9 protein-coding genes are annotated in these 21275 nt (G+C 41.7%); 5 read left to right on the forward strand and 4 right to left on the reverse strand.

The window, feature by feature from the left end; genetic code table 11:
- Positions 1-62: 62 nt before the first annotated feature.
- The 3 genes from VK179_08465 (at position 63) to VK179_08475 (ending at position 9711) form a co-directional block, all read left to right on the forward strand.
- A complete protein-coding gene (locus VK179_08465; GenBank protein HLO58762.1) occupies positions 63-827 on the forward strand; it encodes a (Fe-S)-binding protein in 765 nt (254 codons plus the stop codon).
- 15 nt (positions 828-842) lie between these two features.
- The gene (locus tag VK179_08470) at positions 843-2624 is read left to right on the forward strand and encodes an acyl-CoA dehydrogenase family protein (protein ID HLO58763.1); all 1782 of its coding nucleotides are present in this window, start codon (positions 843-845) and stop codon (positions 2622-2624) included.
- 304 nt (positions 2625-2928) lie between these two features.
- Positions 2929-9711, forward strand: a complete 6783-nt coding sequence (locus VK179_08475; GenBank protein HLO58764.1) for a T9SS type A sorting domain-containing protein — start codon at positions 2929-2931, stop codon at positions 9709-9711.
- Between the two features lie 14 nt (positions 9712-9725).
- On the opposite strand, the gene VK179_08480 is transcribed toward VK179_08475, so the two are convergent.
- Positions 9726-10490, reverse strand: coding sequence for a LytTR family DNA-binding domain-containing protein (locus VK179_08480; protein HLO58765.1), 765 nt, complete (start codon positions 10488-10490; stop codon positions 9726-9728).
- Positions 10491-10848: 358 nt separating this feature from the next.
- Between VK179_08480 and VK179_08485 the strand changes: the two genes are divergently transcribed.
- Positions 10849-11604, forward strand: a complete 756-nt coding sequence (locus VK179_08485) for a helix-turn-helix domain-containing protein (GenBank protein ID HLO58766.1) — start codon at positions 10849-10851, stop codon at positions 11602-11604.
- 220 nt (positions 11605-11824) lie between these two features.
- Positions 11825-12544, forward strand: a complete 720-nt coding sequence (locus tag VK179_08490) for a ThuA domain-containing protein (protein HLO58767.1) — start codon at positions 11825-11827, stop codon at positions 12542-12544.
- Positions 12545-12732: 188 nt separating this feature from the next.
- Here VK179_08490 and VK179_08495 read toward each other — a convergent pair whose 3' ends face one another.
- The 3 genes from VK179_08495 to rpoB are packed head-to-tail and all read right to left on the reverse strand — an operon-like array spanning position 12733 to position 21210.
- Entirely contained in the window at positions 12733-13047 is a 315-nt protein-coding gene (locus VK179_08495) for a DUF3467 domain-containing protein (protein ID HLO58768.1), read from the reverse strand.
- Between the two features lie 3 nt (positions 13048-13050).
- Complete coding sequence (rpoC, locus tag VK179_08500; protein HLO58769.1) at positions 13051-17346, reverse strand: DNA-directed RNA polymerase subunit beta'; 4296 nt, start codon at positions 17344-17346, stop codon at positions 13051-13053.
- Between the two features lie 54 nt (positions 17347-17400).
- Positions 17401-21210, reverse strand: a complete 3810-nt coding sequence (gene rpoB, locus VK179_08505) for a DNA-directed RNA polymerase subunit beta (protein ID HLO58770.1) — start codon at positions 21208-21210, stop codon at positions 17401-17403.
- Positions 21211-21275: the final 65 nt, after the last annotated feature.

A 21275-nucleotide genomic window follows, 5' to 3' on the forward strand; every position in this document is an offset into this window, starting at 1 on the left:
CAATGTGCTAAGAATCGTAAATCGTAAATCGTAAATCGTAAATGATAATTAATATTCCAATAATGTCGGAATTGTTTGCCCGGGGCGAGAAACCTGAGTACCTGTTCTGGGTAGGTTGTGCAGGGGCATTTGACGACCGTTATAAAAAAGTGGCCAGGGCATTCACCAAAGTGTTGACACACCTTGGTGTAAGTTATGCCGTGTTGGGCAGGGAAGAAACCTGCACCGGCGATCCGGCACGCAGGGCAGGCAATGAAATGCTTTATCAGATGCAGGCTTTGCAGAATATTGAACTGTTCAAAATGTATGAGGTAAAGAAGATTCTTACAATATGTCCTCATTGCTTTAACATCTTCAAAAATGAATATCCTGACCTGGGCGGTAATTATGAAGTGATTCACTATACACAATTCCTTGATGAAAAAATGAGGGAAGGTAAGCTTAAGCTGAAAAAGGCTCTTCCTGCTGATAAGAAAGTGACATACCATGATCCCTGCTACCTGGGACGCGCCAATGATATTTATAAAGAACCCAGGAATGTGATTCATGGCCTTACTGGCAATTATGCTGAGATGAAGAGGAACAAAAGCTTTGCCTTGTGTTGTGGTGCCGGCGGTGCCCAGATGTTTAAGGAAGCCGAAAAGGGTAACAAGGAGATTTTTATCGAAAGGATTGAAGACGCCATTGAAACCGGTGCTTCTGTGATTGCAACAGCATGTCCTTTCTGCATGACCATGATGACCGACGGTCTAAAATACAAGAACAAAGAAGAAGAAATAAAGAATTATGACATTGCCGAGCTGATCGCAATGGATTTAGATTTATAACTCAAAAAACGAACAATGGATAGAAAAGTATTGAAAAGCGGTGAATTTCTTGTCGAGAATGTAGAATCAAAAGACGTTTTTATTCCCGAGGAGTTCAACGAAGAACAACGAATGATCGCCCAAACCTGCCAGGATTTCCTTACAACCGAAGTATATCCGAATGTGGATAAGGTTGACAAGCAGGATCGCGAGTTGATGAAAAGCATGCTTAAAAAATCCGGCGAACTTGGATTAATGGGCATTTCAATACCTGAAGAATATAATGGTTTCGGACAGTCGTTTGTAACCCAGATGCTTGCAGCTGAAACCATTGGTGCCGGTTACTCATTCTCTGTAGCTTTCATGGCACATTGCGGAATCGGTACCCTGCCGATCATGTATTATGGAAATGGAGACCAGCGTGAGCGTTATGTTACCAAACTCGCAACCGGTGAAATGCTGGGCGCATACTGCCTTACCGAACCGGGTGCAGGAAGCGATGCCAACGCAGGCAAAACTAACGCAAAACTTTCGGAAGACGGCAAATATTATATCCTCAACGGTCAGAAAATGTGGATCACCAATGCCGGTTTTGCCGATGTGCAGACAGTATTTGCAAAGATCGACAACGACAGGGTACTCAGTGCATTTATTGTTGAGAAGGATTTTCCGGGTGTCCTTGTTAATCCCGATGAACATAAAATGGGTATTAAAGGATCATCAACCTGCCAGATTTTCTATACCGATGTAAAAGTTCCGGTTGAAAACCTGCTGGGTCGCCGTGGTGAAGGTTTCCGCATTGCATTGAGCATCCTGCATATGGGCCGCCTGAAACTGGGTGCCAATGTGCTTGGAGCTGCAAAGAAAGCGATCAATGATTCAGTAAAATATGCCAATGAGCGCAAGCAGTTTGGTGTGCTGATTTCAACATTCGGCGCTATAAAGTACAAACTGGCCGAACAGGTAATCCGTACCTATGCATCCGAATCCGCCACTTACAGGGTTAGTAAGGATATAGACGACCTGATTGAAAAATACAAAGTGGAAGGTTGCGATAAAGGTAAGGCTTCGATTGATGGTATCAGTCATTATGCTGTTGAAGCCGCCATTCTTAAGGTATATGGATCGGAAGTTCTTGATTATGTAATCGACGAGGCTGTACAGATCCATGGCGGTATGGGTTATTCCGCTGAGATGGCCGTTGAAAAAGGCTATCGTGATTCAAGGATCAACCGTATTTTCGAAGGAACCAATGAAATCAACCGCCTCCTGGTTGTTGACACAGCTATGAAGCGCGCCATGAAGGGCGATTTCAAACTGTTCGACAGGGCATCCGAAATGTATGAGAAAGCATCGACGCTTACTGATGGAAAGACAGGAAACGAAAACTGGTTCCAGGAAAAACTGCGTTACATTGATAACTTCAAGAAAGCCATTCTCATTGCCATTCACGGTGTAAACACCAAGTTCGGAAAACAGCTTGTGAGCGAGGAAGAAGTGCTGAACAACATTTCCAATATGATGATGGAAACCTATGTAGGCGAATCACTTGTTCTCAGAGTGCAGAAACTTCAGGGAATGAAGGGCGAAGCAGCTGCTTCAATATACAGGGATATTGCTGATGTTTTCATTTATGATGCAGCCGACAAAATCCGCAAGGAAGCCAGTGATGCCATCTACGCTTTTGCAGATGCAGCCACTGCAACATCTCTTGTAAAAACTATGGAAACCTTAACAAAGGTAACCGGCGTAAACACCAAGGATGCCCGCCGCCGAATAGCCGACAGGCTCATTGAAGACAATGCGTATAAGTTTTAGCTTATTAGCTTTTTAGCATATTAGATATTTAGTTAAAGCCCCGCCATATTATGGCGGGGCTTTTTTTATAGTCAATCTCTCCTCGCCTCGTTTGCATGACTTATTTTCCATTAGCACTCGTTAATAACGAATTCAACCTGATATATCTTTTCTATATAAAATCCTTTCTTTCCATCAACCAAATGATTATTTGAAATCAGCTATAATGGAATCCGATATTTTTATGGCAGACTACTTACTTCATTAAAGGGCGCCTTAATTTATTCTCATTCAGGTATAAATAATACCTGCTTAATTATCCTATATGAAAGCAAACCACTTATCCTCAAATATCAAGATGAAGGTATTTATTGTCCTTCTGGTAATTCAATTTTTTCCTTTTTACCTATTGTCCCAATTTGCGAAGCCTCCATATCCGCTAATATTTGTTCATGGGCTTATAGGTAGCAATACTACTTGGAATGAAATAGTGGCCGAGTTAGGTGGTGATGCTAAAATATTTGATGTTTGCCTGAATCATGACAACGGAAGTTTATCATCATCAATATTATCAAATGATATAGATGTTATCGGCTGGAGAGTAAAACCTGCAGTGCCTTCAAGTAATCGGTTATATGTTATAAATTTTGATAATTCACAATTCGCCGAAGAGGGACACGAAGACCATATAAAAAGCAACCAAAGCGCAATCTACAAGCAGGGCTACGCATTAGGTAAAATGATTAAGGAAGTATTGATACTTGAAAAATCTGATAAAGTTATCTTGGTAGGACATTCGATGGGCGGATTGGCGATAAGAGAGTATTTACAGAGAACTATAAATGGAATAACCAATAATCCTCATTCTTATTGGATAGATCCCAATCAAACGGATGGACATGATGTGGCAAAGGTTTTGACAATTGGAACACCGCATTCAGGTGCGAACGACTTAACTCTTACGATTCCCTTAATACTTGATTCTAAATCAGAAGCTGTAAGAGACCTAAGATTTGAACTATGTGATTTAAGCAGCTGTATAGATATGTTGTATTTATATGGTGGTTATGAGGGAATTCTAGGGACAGGCTATCATAATAATGATATTAATTGTGATGGTTTAATAAACTCAGTTTCTGGTATAAATGATCCGGTAAATAAATTTAAAGACAACTCCTATATGCCATTACCTACCAACATACCTTATACCTGGCTTACTTCAAACTGGGGTACTGTGTTTGATGGAGTGGTAATGTTAAATCGACAATGGTTACACGATAATGAAGGTTCTTGTCCTCATGGAATTTCCGATACGTTATTAATGAATGCCTTTCATATGAACGAAACAAAGGATGTTTACAGTTTGTTAAGGGGAATGGACGAACCAGATTTAAAACAATTTGCTTATGAATTACAGATTAATCAGCCAATTAGTCAATACATAAGCGGTTTTGCAACCTTTAAATCACAAAACAATCATCTTGATGTAGATTACTATAAGTTCACTTCTGATATAACTGGTACTGGTAGAATTGATATACGTGAATTTAATAATATAAATAATTGGCAAATAGCACTTTATAACTCCAGTAATGGAACTCCTTTCATGCTAATAGACCATTCCGATTTTCCTGATAATACGGGCTACTTTACTTTTTCGGTACAATATGGAGAAACATATTATATGAAAATAAAAGGAGAAGCATTGACTGATCCTCATTTACATCCGTATATGATTAAGGTCACAACTTCATCACCGGCAAAAATTTCATTTTCTTCAGTTCAATTTGATAAGTCAGCTTATTTACCTTCTGAAAATGTTACGGTTTCGATTACCTTAAATAATCAATTAACCGGTGCTAATGTAAGCTATTCATTAGATAATAAATCACCTGTAACCTGTAGCGAAATTGAAAACGGCATTTATAGGGCTACATTCACAGCCCCCACAGCAACCGGTCCGCATAACTTAATGGTGAATGCCTCAAAGACCGGTTATCAGGCCGCAACCTCATATAATGCTTCATTTCAGGTAGCAAATGCCGGTTTGAGTGTTCTTGCTTATCCTTCTCAGATTATTTTCGATGGCTCAAATACATCAACCATAACAGCCACGTTGGTAAACGGACTCGGGCAGCCAATGTCAGGAATTCCAATCCAGTTTTATTCCACTTTTGGTCAGTTAATTCCGGGAAATGCTGTAACAAATGCTCAGGGAGTAGTGAAAACTTTATTTACTCCTGATCAAACCGGTACAACTACAATCCAGGCAACTGCACAAACAACCAATAGTCCCTCAGGTTCCACCACAATTAAGGTTACTTCTGCCGGAAATGGGACCTACAATATAACTCTTAATACATTTTTATTGTCAACTAACGCATCAGGATCCAGTTACAAATTAGATCCTTTTGTTTCATTTTCAAGTAATGGTCAGGCAGTCGAAGGCGTGTCCTGCACTGTATCTACCAATTTCGGCCAATTTCAGAATGGTAGTCAATCATTCACTCAGATATTAGGCGAAAATGATGATCCGGGCACATTTTTACCCGCACCGGTATTAAATGTCAATACAAGTGGTATAGCCACCATAACAATAACCGCGGGACCTACAACTTCAACATTCTCTTTATCGGTTTTTGTTGGTGATATTCCTAAAATTCAGCCTTTCTATACACTTGTCGATGCAAGTTCAACAGAAAATATGGAATGTGAAATCGACTGGAATGCAGATGGCAATGAATTTGCTTACACGCCAGGTAAAATTGTCGGATTCCCTTCATTTGATATAGTTTATAGCGGTCCAAATACCGGGAACCCAACATCCCTTTCATTTTCTAAGACAGGCCAAAAGCTTATCATGGGGAGATCAAACGATAATCCTGTTTTTTATATTTATGATAATCAAACAAAAGTATGTACTCCATACAATCCAAACAATACAAGGACAAATACTGTTGCATGGTCTGATGGTACTGATGATATCAGGTTTGCTCTGGCGAATAGTTTTAGTGGCTCACTTAATCAAATAATTATCAATAATGGAGAAAATTTCCAAAAAACCTATTGCTATACCGACGATGCAACAGATCTCATCCAGGCCATGGACTGGAAAGGAAATTATCTTGCTGTAGTGACAGAAAAAGGTAACACGTACTTGTATAACTTTAATGCATCCCCGATAACAAGATGGAAATTTTCCAGTGAAAGGCCATTTTTATATGGCATTTCCATATCACCCGATAAAACAAAAGTTGCTGTACTTGGAAGAAAATATACAGGAAATAATAATTTATATATTATTAATGCTGGTACGGGTGCCCTGATTAATAAGTTTTCATTGGGATCCGATAATGGGAGTTTTTATTCAATTGATTGGTCACCTGATGGAAAAAGCTTGGTTTGTGCCGGGAATACAAGCGGTAACGGATATTTAAAGATAATAGATCCGTCGGACAATCGTATCTTATATGATCTCGTTACAGGCACAACAGAAGATATCCGCGGAGTTCGTTGGAGTTCGAAAAACATTATTGCAGCCATATATGGTTCAACTGTAAAATTCTATGCTCCGTTTGACCTGGATGGTCCACAAATAAACATAGCATATCCCCCTGCTGGTTTTCAAACCAGTTATGATACCGTACATTTAAAGGGGAATATTATTGATGCAGTTGGCCTGAAATCTGTTATAGTTAAATTAAATGCGACTGAATTTCAGAGCATCCCAATAGCTTCAGATGGTAGCTTTAATTTAGTCATCCCAATCGTTTCCGGTCAAAACGATATATTAATCAATACCACTGATCGACTTAATAATAGCTCTAGTGCTTCTCATACGGTAGTTCATTATGATCCAGTTGCTGATGTTGATTATTATGATATTGCTTTAAGCTACAATACAGGTAGCAGCAGCAGATTCACCATATCCTCCAACACAGCTTGGAAACTAACTGAAAACACTTCCTGGTTCGACATAAACTGTACTGAGGGACGCAATGATCAGGTAATTACTGTCATTAGCACCCTTGCTAATAAGAGCAGCAGCATTTCACGAACCGGTGAAATAACCTTGAGTGGGAATGGATTTTCACCCAAAACGGTTACTGTAACTCAAACGACAGCTCCGTACATTAACATAAGTGGAATTACCGACATATATGGAACAGCATTAACTTATACAGATGGAACGTCAAAGTCAGTTACTTCAGATTTAAATGGTGATTATTCAATCATTGTTCCTTTTGAATGGGGTGGAACCATTACGCCTTCCAAACAGGGCTATACATTTAGCCCTGTGTCGAGATCATATTCAAATTTAAATAATAACCAATCAGCTCAAAATTTTGCAGCGAATCCTATAACCTATACTATAAATGGCAATACAGGTTTACCAGGGGTTTCATTAAGCTTTTATGATGGATCACATAAAACAATTAGTTCTGATGCCAGTGGAAACTATACTATAAGGGTTTCTTACAATTGGAACGGTAATGTAATCCCTTTTAAAGAAGGTTATAGTTTTTTACCCGTTAACAGATCTTATATAAATATAACATCCGATTATTCTGCTCAGAATTTTAGTGCTAATCCGTTAGTCTATTCAATTAGTGGAAATGCCGGAACAGCAGGCGTTATTCTCAGCTACACCGATGGTATTTCAAAATCAGTTATTTCAGATGAAAATGGTAATTACTCGTTCACTGTATCTTATAATTGGAATGGCATTGTTACACCCACCAAAAATGGTTATTCCTTTATTCCGATCAATGCCGTTTATTCTAATGTAATCGCAGATCAAAGCGGGCAGAATTTCTCAGCAACTGCCGTTACATTTAAAATTTCAGGCAATACAAGTGCGTCAGGTGTAACAATGACATATATCGATGGCGTTACAAAAACAGCCATCTCAGATGGTATTGGAAACTATACTATTATAGTCCCCTATAAATGGAGCGGGACTATAACACCTTCCAAACCTGGGGTGATATTTACTCCTGCAACCAGATCCTATACCAATATCATTGCAGATAAATTCGCACAAGATTATGCTACAGATATCGTTCAGTACAAGATTTCAGGCAATGCCGGAGCTTCTGGTGTGACTCTCAATTATACCGATGGTATTCCTATGTCTGTTGTATCGGATTTAAACGGAGATTATTCATTGAATGTATCCTATGGCTGGAGTGGTACAGTTACACCTTTAAAAGATAATTATTCGTTTACACCCACAAGCAGATCATATCAGAATATAACAAAGGACGCAACTGCCGAAAACTTCATAGTTTTGTTCTTGGAGATTATGCCTGTGAGCCAGAATGTTTCTTCATCTGCAGGTATTGCTACATTTTCAATAAATTCCAATACTGAATGGAAATCAACTGAAACTTCTGATTGGCTTTCAGCTGCCAAAACTAATCCAACCACACTTACTGTCAATTATAATGAAAATATTAGTATTAATAATCGTTCTGCAATCATAACACTTTCTGGAACAGGTGTAAATTCTCAAAATGTTACCGTTATTCAGGATGGCTGCGCATGTGTATCTCCAACAGGATTGGCTGCAACCGTAACCAGCCAGAGTGTAGCAAACTTCAATTGGACAAATGTAAATGGCGCTTATTTTTATGAGATACGGTATAAACCATCTACAAGTTTAAATTGGACAGTGCAGCAAACATTGGTTAATAATTATTATTTAACCGGACTAATCTGTGGCATAACTTATAACTGGGAAGTAAGATCAAATTGCAGCGATGGTGTGTTCAGTTCCTGGGTCCCGGCAAAAGATTTCAAGTTTACAGCTTGCCAGTGTAATTCTCCAAATAATCTCACAGTTGGTGCAAGTGGTCAGACAACAGCTGATCTGGATTGGGCAAATATTACAGGCGCTTCGGGATATGAAGTAAGATATAAAGAAGCAACGTCATTATCATGGATAACTCAATCTATTACTGCAAGCAATTATTCGATTTCAGGGCTGACCTGCGGATTGACCTATGTTTGGGAGGTCAGATCAAATTGTGTTGATGGGAATTATAGTTCATGGGTGTCGGGACAGAATTTTAATACGGCTACCTGTCCATGTAATTCACCAACCAGTCTGGGAGTATCTGTTATAAATCAGAATTCCGCATTACTAAACTGGCATTCTGATGTAAATAGTTCTTTGGAATATGAAGTACGATATAAATCTGTAAATGATTTGAACTGGATTAGCAGGACAACTGACTCGAGCCAATTTTTAGCCACAGGATTAACTTGCGGTTTGTCTTATGACTGGGAAGTAAGAACAATTTGCGGTAACAATAACTATAGTTTTTGGGTAGCAGGATTAAATTTTATAACTAAAAGTTGTCCATGTGATATTTCGGACAATATACCGAATCCACCTGCGATTGCTGCAACTACTCAGCCAACTTGTATGGAGGCCACAGGTAGCATTACTTTAGGTAATTTGCCTGAGACAGGAACCTGGACATTAACAAGTGATCCGGGTGGCAGAATTACTGAAGGAAACGGATCTGATATAACACTTTACGGGTTCATACAAGGTCAATATAAGTTTACCGTTACTAATGTTTTTGGTTGTACTTCGTTAGCCTCTGGCAATGTAATTATCAATCCGCAACCAGAAACTCCGGCTTCACCGGTAATCACACAGGCAATAAATGTATTACACTCAGATAAAACTACAGGCAATCAATGGTATAATCAATCAGGGTTAATAGATGGTGCTACATCTCAGGATTATATTCCTACTTATGACGGGGAATATTATGTAGTTGTCACCTTGAATGGCTGTAGTTCATTTCCTTCAAATAAAATAAATATTATTATTACAGAAGTTGCTTATGCCGGTTTTGGAAAGAAATTAATTCTTTATCCGAATCCCGTAAATAATAAACTTATAATTGAAGCAATTGGGAACACAGAACAAATTCATTATGAAATATATACTTCCATGGGTCAAAAATTGTATGAAGGAAGTTTTATAGCTAATACAAGTATTAATACAGATAACTTGTCGGCAGGAATTTATATAATTAAACTGGACGATTGTAAGATATTCGAATATAGGAAATTCATAAAAGCGAATTAAAAAGAAGAAAAGTGTCAATTCAACCATTTTTCCAACTCTCTGATTCTTAAAATTGGAATCTTAAATTCATATTTCTTATTATCTTTTTTCAGTATGCAAATTCTTTTAAGCCGGTTGACCCGCTCAAGATAAGCCAGATTAATAATTGTGGAGCGGTTTATGCGGGCAAAACAGCTTTTTGGAAGGGTCTCCTCAAACGAACCAATATTCATAGTAATTAGCTCGGGTTTTTCATTGCCTGTATAAATTTCGCAATAATTCCAGTCGGCTTTAATAAATAGGATATCATGTGGATTGATCAGGATAAATCCTCCTGATGTATTGAATTTTATCTTTTTTCCCAATGCCTGCTCAAGTAAAACAGTATATTCCACTTTATGCTGTTTTATTAAATATTGTTCCATAAAACGTTCCATAGTCAGCGCTAAATCTGTTTCATTTACAGGTTTTAGCAAATAATCAAAGGCAGATGCCTTTATGGCCTTTATTGCAAATTTATCATACGCTGTTACATATATAATGAATGGCCTTTCAGAAGTATGACTTAAAGCTTCTGTAATCTCGAATCCATCCATGCCGGGCATTTGTATATCCATGAAAACCAAATCCGGTTTATGATGTAATATGCTCACAAGTGCCTGTTTCGAATCATTTACAACATCGGCAATTTTCAGGTAAGAATGTGCAGATAAAAGCTTTGTCATCATGCTTGTCGCTTGCTGCTCATCGTCAACAATGACACAACTGGCTTTTAGGGTTTGGCCTTTGGGGTATCCCATAGGTTCTGGAATATGTTATGGTTTATTTCTGATTATAAACTTACATTTTGGCTGAATCAAATGCAAACATCCAATGTTTTATTTTAAAACATACCCGAGGTTGGTAGGTGGACCTCCTCCACCAAAATTGTCGTATTTTAAGGAGATAAAAAATTAGATTGCAGATAGTCAAGCATGTAATCCTGCACGAGTGTTACCACCTCGACAGGGTATACCCACCTCGACAGGGTGGTTTTGCCAACACCCAAGTTATCAGCATTTTTACTAATTTGGCGTATAAATGACGCATCAACGACCTGCTTAAAATTTGAATAGTTTTTAAGTTCAATATATCCTTGCACCGAATTTCAAATGAATTATGAAACAGCCAGATTTAGGAAGGAAAATTTCGGAACTGAGATTAGCCAAGGGGATGACCCAGGGACAACTTGCCGGAAAATGCAATGTAAGTCTAAGGACAATTCAGCGGATTGAATCAGCTGAAGTGACCCCCAGGAGTTATACAATCAGGTTGATTTTCGAAACACTGGATTACGAAATCTATAGTTCATTTGGCAAATTCTCTTATAACCTCGACAGGATGGCTTATAAGACCAGGATTTGGCTCGGGCAACTTTATAAATATGTTCTGGATTTATTTAATTTAAAAACAAACACAATGAAAAAACTATCGATTTTATCTGTTCCCATTGTATCAGTCGTGCTCATCTTTTTGTTTATCAGCAATAGTCAGGCTCAAAGCGAAGACCGTGCTAAAAAAACAATAACTGAAACCAATGCAAATTTTGTTAAATGGTTCAACTCCGGAAAAATTGATTCTCTTGCAATGTTGTATTCCGTTAATGCCTGTATGATTCCCGATAATTACCATGCAATCTATGGCAGGGAAAACATTAAAGATTATTATGCATTCATTTACAATGCAGGTTTTCGTTTTACAACAAGCAAAGCTGAATCGGTAATAGTTTCCGATCCAATAGTGGTAGAAAGAGGCATATGGAAAGGAAATCTGCCGGGTGAATTAGCGGGTACCTACATCACCCAATGGAAATATGAGAAAGGAAAATGGCTCATCGAAAATGAGATGACCAATTCGGATCAATCCGGAAACTAAAAAGAATAGGTGGAAAGCCCTCCAGCCACAGAGTGGCGACATCTTTGTAGTAATTGATATATAAAAGCGCAAGAGCCACGCTAGTGGCGATATCTTAAGATTTCGCCACTAAAGTGGCTCTGTGTTTACAGGAAATGTTATTACTACAAAGATATCGCCACTAACGTGGCTTATCGCTTAACAGAAAATTTTACTTAAATTCACTAAAAAATAATCCACCATGAAACAAATACTCTCTATTTTACTGGCAGTATTGATCACATTGCCTTCATGCAGCCAAAACAAACCGGCAATTCTGATTTTTTCTAAAACAAAAGGATATTACCATGAATCGATCCCTGCAGGCATAAAATGTATAACTGAAGCGTGTGCCAAAGAAGGGATTCAAGTGGATACAACCAAAGATGCGTCCTTATTCACTGAAAGCAACCTAAAAAAGTATAAGGCCGTAGTGTTCCTGAATACTTCCGGGGATGTTCTGAATGAAGAACAACAGAAGGCATTTATCAATTATATCCATTCAGGCGGCGGATACCTAGGCATTCATGCCGCTTTGGATACCGAGTATGACTGGCCTTGGTACAACCAGCTTGCCGGTGCGTGGTTTTTATCCCATCCGGCCCAACAGAAAGCCACTATTAATGTAACTGATAAAAATAACCCGGCTACTTCCATGCTTCCGGATAAATGGACAAGAACCGATGAATGGTATAATTTCAAAAATATTTCCTCCGATATTAAAGTGCTTGCCTGGCTTGATGAATCTTCATATACCGGTGGAGCAAACGGTGAAAAGCATCCGTTTATCTGGTGCCATGAATTTGAAGGCGGAAGGGCTTTTTATACAGGCGTAGGCCATCGGGATGATAACTATGATGAGCCGCTGGTTCAGCAGCATTTGCTGGGGGCGGTTTTGTGGACTGCCGGTTTGAAGAAGTAGGGAGTAGGGAGTAGGGACACGGGGAGAGTGGGAGATGGATGAAGGAACTGACAGAGTCTGCTACTGGATACTGGATTCCGGAAAATAAAAAAGGGCGTTTCAACCGAAACACCCTTTTATTATTTTACAGCTTAATCAGCTTAATCAGCTTCATTTTTTCATTCTTTCATTTTTTCATTCCTTACTCATTATGCCTGCGCCGAAGGTCCGCCAAAGTGCATCGGAATATTACCCTGGCCTTCGCCCTGTTTGATGGGGCCATGGATCGATTCGAATTTCGAGATGTTATCCTTCAACGCCTGCAGCAGCCTTTTGGCATGTTCCGGTGTGAGAATAATCCTCGATTTTACTTCAGCCTTAGGAATACCAGGCATAACCCTGATAAAATCAACAATGAATTCCGAAGGTGAATGGGTTATAATGGCCAGGTTTGAATATATGCCCTGGGCGATATCCTCTTTCAGTTCGATGCTGATCTGCTGCTGATTCTTTTTATCTTCCATGAATTAGCGTTCTTCTTTTACCGTTTCGTGATACTTCCGTTCTTCGGTAAGTTTTTCATAATCCTCTTTAGAACCGACGATGAGGTTGGAGAACCTGCGATTACCGGTACCGGCAGGAATCAGGTGCCCAACAATTACGTTTTCTTTCAGTCCTTCGAGGTAATCAACCTTACCAAATACAGCGGCCTCATTCAGAACCTTCGTGGTTTCCTGGAAGGAAGCGGCTGACATGAAGCTCTGTGTTTGAAGAGCGGCCCTTGTAATACCCTGCAGGATCTGCTGCGAAGTAGCCGGAACAGCATCCCTGGCTTTAATAGGCTTCTGATCCTTACGTTTCAGCATGGAGTTTTCATCTCTGAGTTTACGTGCGGTTACTATCTGGCCGGCTTTCAAAGTAGCGGAATCTCCGCCGTCTTCAATCACCTTCTTGCCATAGATCCAATCGTTTTCTTCAAAGAATTCCCATTTGTCAACAAGTTGTTTTTCAAGGAATTTTGTGTCACCCGGATCGATGATTTCGACCTTGCGCATCATCTGGCGGACGATTACTTCAAAGTGCTTATCATTGATCTTCACACCCTGGAGACGATAAACTTCCTGAACTTCATTTACAATATATTCCTGAACCTTTGTGGGTCCCTTAATTGCAAGAATGTCCGAAGGAGTTGTGGCTCCGTCTGAGAGCGGAATACCGGCTTTCACATAGTCATTCTCCTGTACGAGGATCTGCTTTGAAAGCGGTACCAGGTACTTTTTCTGTTGTCCGGCCCTTGTTGTGATCGTTATTTCACGGTTACCACGTTTTACCTTACCGAATGACACTTCACCGTCGATTTCAGAAACAACAGCAGGATTCGAAGGATTACGTGCTTCAAACAATTCGGTTACGCGGGGCAGACCACCTGTGATGTCACCCGACTTACCAATGGCTCTCGGGATTTTCACCAGGATTTCGCCTGCTTTAACTGTCGCACCTTCTTCAATGCTAAGGTGTGATCCGACAGGCAGGTTATAGGTCTTCAGCATCTTGTCGTTCTTATCCCTGATTTCGATACCGGGGTTCTTGGTACGGTCCCTGGTTTCAGTGATAACCTTTTCACGGTATCCGGTTACTTCGTCGGATTCTTCCTTATAGGTAATCCCTTCGATTACGCTTTCGAAAGCTACAACACCGGGTACTTCAGAGATAATTACTGCATTATAGGGGTCCCATTCGCAAAGGAGATCGCCCTTATTTACCTCGGCACCTGCTTTTACAAACAGTTTGGCACCGTAAGGAATATTATTTGTCGTCAGCGCTATGCCGGTTTTCTTATCCACAATGCGGATTTCAGCCAGACGGCCGATTACGATATCCGATTTGCTTCCGTCAGCTTCAGTGCGCTCAACAATCCTGAGTTCGTCAATTTCTACAAGTCCGTTATACCTTGCCACAATCCTTGATTCGGTTGCTATACTCATAGCGGTACCTCCAACGTGGAATGTACGCAGCGTAAGCTGTGTACCCGGCTCACCGATTGACTGTGCTGCAATTACGCCCACTGCCTCACCGTTCTGAACCATACGGCTTGTAGCGAGGTTACGGCCATAACATTTTGCACAAACCCCTTTGCGTGATTCGCAGGTAAGCACTGACCTGATTTCCATCTGTTCGATGGGAGAATCATCAATAGTGCGGGCAATTTCTTCATTGATTTCATCACCTGAAGAAACGATGAGTTCTCCTGTAAGAGGATGATATACATCGTGAACCGCAGTACGTCCAAGTATTCTTTCATACAGTGATTCAACAACTTCTTCGTTATTCTTGATTGCTGTAGCAACCAGTCCGCGCAGTGTTCCGCAATCCTCTTCGCTGATGATCACGTCCTGTGAAACGTCAACAAGGCGTCGGGTCAGATAACCGGCGTCAGCTGTCTTAAGAGCCGTATCGGCCAAACCCTTACGGGCACCGTGGGTGGATATGAAGTATTCAAGAACCGAAAGGCCTTCTTTAAAGTTGGCAAGAATCGGGTTTTCGATAATTTCTGATCCGGTTGAACCTGATTTCTGTGGTTTAGCCATAAGACCCCTCATACCTGAAAGCTGGCGGATCTGCTCTTTAGATCCACGGGCGCCTGAGTCAAGCATCATGTAAACCGGGTTGAATCCCTGCTTGTCAGTCGACAGACGTTTCATCAAAGTCTGTGTAAGCTTGGCATTGGTATGTGTCCAAATGTCGATGATCTGGTTGTAGCGTTCGTTGTTTGTGATGAATCCCATGTTATAGTTATTCAGCACTTCATCAACCTGCTCATAACCTTCGTTCATGAGTTCTTCCTTTTCCTGCGGAACAATCACGTCGTCGAGGTTGAATGAAAGACCACCGCGGAATGCCATCTGGAAGCCCAGTTCCTTGATAGAATCGAGGAAGTGTGCTGTCTGTGCAGTTCCGGTTTTCTTCAGCACATTGCTGATGATGTCGCGCAATGATTTCTTGGTAAGAATTTCATTGATATAACCTACTTCTTTGGGAACCACTTCATTGAAAAGTACGCGTCCAACAGTGGTTTCTATGATCTTCTTTTCGGGAATACCATTGGAATGATCCATGATCCTGACCTTAATGTTGGCATGAAGGTCAACACGTTTTTCATTATAAGCAATGATCACCTCTTCGGGTGAGTAAAACGCACTTCCTTCGCCGCGAACCTTCTCGTCAGCCGTGCTCTTTCTTGATTTGGTCATATAATACAAACCAAGAACCATGTCCTGCGAAGGAACATTGATAGGCGCACCGTTAGCGGGGTTCAGAATATTGTGTGATGCAAGCATCAGGATCTGAGCTTCAAGCACTGCAGCATTACCCAGGGGAAGGTGAACAGCCATCTGGTCACCGTCGAAGTCGGCGTTGAAAGCCGTACATACAAGCGGGTGGAGCTGAATAGCTTTACCTTCGATAAGTTTAGGCTGGAAAGCCTGGATACCGAGCCTGTGCAGCGTAGGAGCACGATTCAGCAGAACCGGGTGGCCCTTCAGCACGTTTTCAAGGATATCCCATACAACGGGATCCTTGCGATCCACTATTTTCTTTGCTGATTTTACAGTCTTAACAATACCTCTTTCGATCAGTTTGCGGATGATGAACGGCTTGTATAATTCAGCCGCCATTTCCTTGGGCAGACCGGTTTCATGAAGCTGCAGTTCGGGACCAACAACGATAACCGAACGGGCAGAATAGTCAACACGTTTACCGAGCAGGTTCTGACGGAAACGACCCTGTTTACCTTTTAAGCTGTCGCTCAAAGATTTCAGCGGACGGTTTGCATCAGTCTTTACCGCATTGGATTTCCTTGAATTATCAAAGAGTGAATCCACTGCTTCCTGGAGCATACGCTTTTCATTGCGAAGAATGACTTCAGGAGCCTTGATTTCGATAAGCCTTTTCAGACGGTTATTGCGGATGATCACCCTCCTGTAAAGGTCATTCAGGTCGGAGGTAGCAAAACGGCCGCCATCCAGGGGAACAAGAGGCCTTAATTCAGGCGGTATAACCGGAATAACTTTCAGGATCATCCACTCGGGGTGATTGATTCCTTTTGATGCGCGGAACGCTTCAACAACCTGGAGTCTCTTCAGCGCTTCGTTCTTACGCTGTTGTGACGTTTCGGTGTTGGCTTTATGGCGCAGGTCATAGGAAAGAGTGTCAAGATCGAGACGCTGAAGCAGAGCATACAGCGCGTCGGCACCCATATTGGCAATGAATTTATCCGGATGTCCGTCATCGAGCAACTGATTTTCCTTAGGAAGAGACTCCATTATATCAAGGTATTCCTCTTCAGTAAGGAAATCGAGATACTGAACGCCGTCATTGGCTTTAATACCCGGGTTAATCACCACGTAACGCTCGTAATAAATGATGCTGTCGAGTTTCTTCGACGGCAGTCCGAGCAGGTATCCTATCTTATTGGGCAGAGTGCGGAAATACCAGATATGAGCCACGGGAACAACAAGTGAGATATGGCCCATTCTTTCGCGGCGCACCTTCTTTTCAGTAACCTCAACACCGCAACGGTCGCATACGATACCCTTATAACGTATTCTCTTATATTTTCCACAGTGACATTCATAATCCTTAACAGGGCCGAATATTCGTTCACAGAACAAACCGTCACGCTCGGGCTTGTAAGTCCTGTAGTTGATTGTTTCGGGTTTCAGTACCTCACCGCTTGAACGCTCAAGGATTTCCTCGGGGGAAGCAAGACTGATGGATATTTTGGAGAAACTCGATTTTACTTTTGTGTCCCTTCTGAATGACATATATAATTTCCTTATTTACAGTTAAAAACAATCTGAAAAACTTCAAAGCTTTATTTAAACAAGGTTTATGCTTAAACCAAGTCCTCTGAGCTCGTGAAGCAGAACGTTCAGTGATTCTGGAATACCCGGTACAGGCAGAGGTTCGCCCTTTACAAGCGATTCATAAGCCTTGGCTCTTCCTACCACATCATCCGATTTGATGGTCAGGATTTCCTGGAGGATATTGGCTGCACCGAATGCCTCGAGTGCCCAAACTTCCATTTCTCCGAAACGCTGACCTCCGAACTGAGCCTTACCGCCTAACGGCTGCTGAGTGATCAGCGAGTAAGGTCCTATTGAACGGGCGTGCATCTTGTCGTCAACCATATGTCCCAGTTTGATCATATAAATGATACCCACTGTGGCAGGCTGGTCAAAACGGTCACCTGTGCCGCCGTCAAAGAGGTAGGTTTTACCGAAACGCGGGATTCCGGCTTTTTCAGTATACTGTGCAATCTGTTCTATCGAAGCACCGTCGAAGATAGGGGAAGCAAACTTCACACCCATTCTCTTACCGGCCCATCCCAGAACAGTTTCGTAAATCTGGCCCAGGTTCATACGTGAAGGCACACCAAGCGGGTTCAACACGATGTCAACCGGGGTTCCGTCTTCAAGGAACGGCATGTCTTCAGCACGTACAATACGGGAGATGATACCCTTATTTCCGTGGCGACCTGCCATTTTATCACCCACCTTTACCTTACGTTTCTGTGCAACGTAAACTTTGGCAAGCTGAACAATACCTGCAGGAAGCTCATCACCGATTGTGATGCTGTACTTCTTGCGCTTGTAAATGGCATCTACTTCCTTGAATTTGATAATATAGTTATGGATGAGGGTCTTGATAATTTCATTCTTATCTTTATCCGTTGTCCATTTATTCGGATTGATGTTCTGGAAATCGATATCCTGAAGCACTTTCAGGGTAAACTTGGCACCGCGGGGGATCACATCTACATTATAGTAGTCTTTAACACCCTGCGATGTCTTTCCGTTCACAACAATAAAGAGCTTATCGATCAGCTTGGCCTTCAGCTCGTTCGAATTCCTTTCGAATTCTTCTTCGATCTTGTCGAGGATCGGCTTTGTAGAAGTCTTCAGCTTCTTGTCCTTCACTGAACGTGAGAACAATTTCTTATCAATAACAACACCCTGTAATGAAGGGGGTGCCTTAAGCGAAGCGTCCTTCACATCGCCGGCCTTATCGCCGAAGATGGCCCTGAGGAGTTTTTCTTCAGGTGAAGGATCGGATTCACCCTTAGGTGTAATCTTGCCAATCAGGATATCGCCCGGGTTAACTTCAGCACCGATGCGGATCAGACCGTTTTCATCGAGGTTCTTTGTAGCCTCTTCGCTCACATTGGGAATATCAGCTGTAAGTTCTTCAAGACCGCGTTTGGTGTCGCGAACTTCGAGCATGTATTCATCGATATGGATGGATGTGAAAAGGTCTTCGCGAACCACTCTTTCGGAGATCACGATAGCATCCTCAAAGTTGTATCCTTTCCAGGGCATGAAGGCAACCATCAGGTTTCTTCCGAGAGCAAGCTCGCCCTGGCTGGTTGAATATCCTTCGGTAAGGATCTGGCCTTTTGTAATCTTATCACCTTTCTGAACGATCGGTTTAAGATTTATACAGGTATTCTGATTGGTTTTCCTGTATTTCAACAGTTTATATCTGCGGGTGTCCCCGTCGAAATTCACAAATTTCTCATCTTCGGTCATTACGTAGCGGATCACCACTTCGTTTGAATCAACATATTCCACCACGCCGTCAGCTTCGGCAACGAGGAGGAAACGTGAATCGCGGACCACTCCGTGCTCAATTCCGGTTCCTACAACAGGAGCTTCGGGATTGATAAGCGGAACAGCCTGGCGCATCATGTTTGATCCCATCAGTGCACGGTTGGCATCATCATGTTCGAGGAACGGGATTAATGAAGCCGCAATTGATGCAATCTGGTTGGGAGCTACGTCCATCAGGTTGATTTCATGAGCGTCTGAAAGCGGATAGTCGGCATTGTAGCGAGCTTTCACCTTCGGATTTTCGAATTCACCTGAAGTCTTGATTGGCGCATTGGCCTGAGCGATAACCTTGGCTTCCTCTTCTTCCGCGCTAAGCCAGATAATGCCTTCGTCACTCAGATCCACTGTACCCTCATTAACCTTGCGGTAAGGGGTTTCGATGAAACCGAGCGAGTTAATCTTGGCATATACGCAGAGGGATGATATAAGACCGATATTCGGACCTTCGGGTGTTTCAATAGGGCAGAGGCGGCCGTAATGCGTGTAATGAACGTCACGGACTTCGAATCCGGCGCGTTCTCTTGAGAGACCACCGGGTCCGAGTGCTGAAAGCCTGCGTTTGTGGGTAATTTCAGCAAGCGGGTTCGTCTGGTCCATGAACTGCGAAAGCTGGTTGGTACCGAAGAACGAGTTAATCACCGACGACAGCGTCTTGGAATTGATCAGGTCGATTGGTGTGAATACTTCGTTATCGCGTACATTCATTCTTTCACGGATGGTTCGTGCCATACGGGCAAGACCTACACCAAACTGTGATGCAAGTTGTTCGCCAACAGTGCGTACTCTACGGTTGCTTAAATGGTCGATATCGTCCACATCAGCCTTTGAGTTAATCAGCTCAATAAGATATTTGATAATGCGAATAATGTCTTCCTTGGTAAGCACCTTGGTATCCATGGCAGTTTCCAGGTTAAGCTTTTTGTTAATCCTGTAGCGGCCAACTTCACCAAGATCATATCTCTTATCGGAGAAGAAAAGCTTATCGATCACGTCGCGGGCAGTGGCTTCGTCGGGCGGCTCACTGTTACGCAACTGGCGATAAATATGGAGAACAGCTTCTTTTTCCGAGTTACAAGGGTCTTTTTGTAATGTGTTGTAAATTATCTCGAAGTCGGTAAGGTTCTGTCCTTCTTTATGCAGCAGGATGGCCTTTGTGCCTGAATCAATAATGGCATCAATATGCTCATCGAGCAGCACGGTTTCACGATCGATAATGATTTCATTACGTTCGATTGAAACCACTTCACCGGTATCCTCATCCACGAAGTCTTCAACCCAGGATTTAAGAACACGGGCGGCCAGTTTTCTTCCGACCAGTTTTTTCAAAGCAGTTTTAGAAACCTTAATCTCATCAGCGAGATCGAAGATTTCAAGGATATCTTTATCACTTTCGAATCCAATGGCTCTAAGCAGAGTGGTAACGGGAAGCTTTTTCTTACGGTCGATATAAGCATACATTACGTTGTTTATATCGGTTGCAAACTCAATCCATGATCCTTTAAAAGGAATGATCCTGGCTGAATAAAGCTTTGTTCCGTTAGCATGGATGCTCTGTCCGAAGAACACACCGGGGGAACGGTGCAGCTGTGAAACAACAACACGTTCGGCACCGTTGATAACGAATAACCCGCGCTCGGTCATATACGGAATGGTACCCAGGTAAACGTCCTGGATCACCGTATCAAAGTCCTCGTGCTCCGGATCGGTGCAGTATAACTTGAGTTTTGCCTTCAGCGGTACGCTGTAGGTCAAACCTCGTTCAATACATTCTTCTATCGAATAACGTGGCGGATCAACAAAGTAATCCATAAACTCCAGGACAAAGTTGTTCCTGGTATCAGTTATCGGGAAGTTTTCCTGGAAAACCTTAAAGAGCCCTTCATTTTTCCTGTTTTCAGGAGTGGTCTCAAGCTGGAAGAAGTCACGGAAGGACTTCAACTGGATCTCGAGAAAATCAGGATAGGACAGTTGGTTTTTGGTCCTGGCAAAACTGATTCTTTCTGTATTTAATTTGGTCATTATGTTGTAGATAAAAAATGTTGAACTAAAGTTGTGAGAATGACAAAAAGGTCTAATCCCGACGT

It is taken from the genome of Bacteroidales bacterium, assembly GCA_035299085.1.
Taxonomy (GTDB): domain Bacteria; phylum Bacteroidota; class Bacteroidia; order Bacteroidales; family UBA10428; genus UBA5072.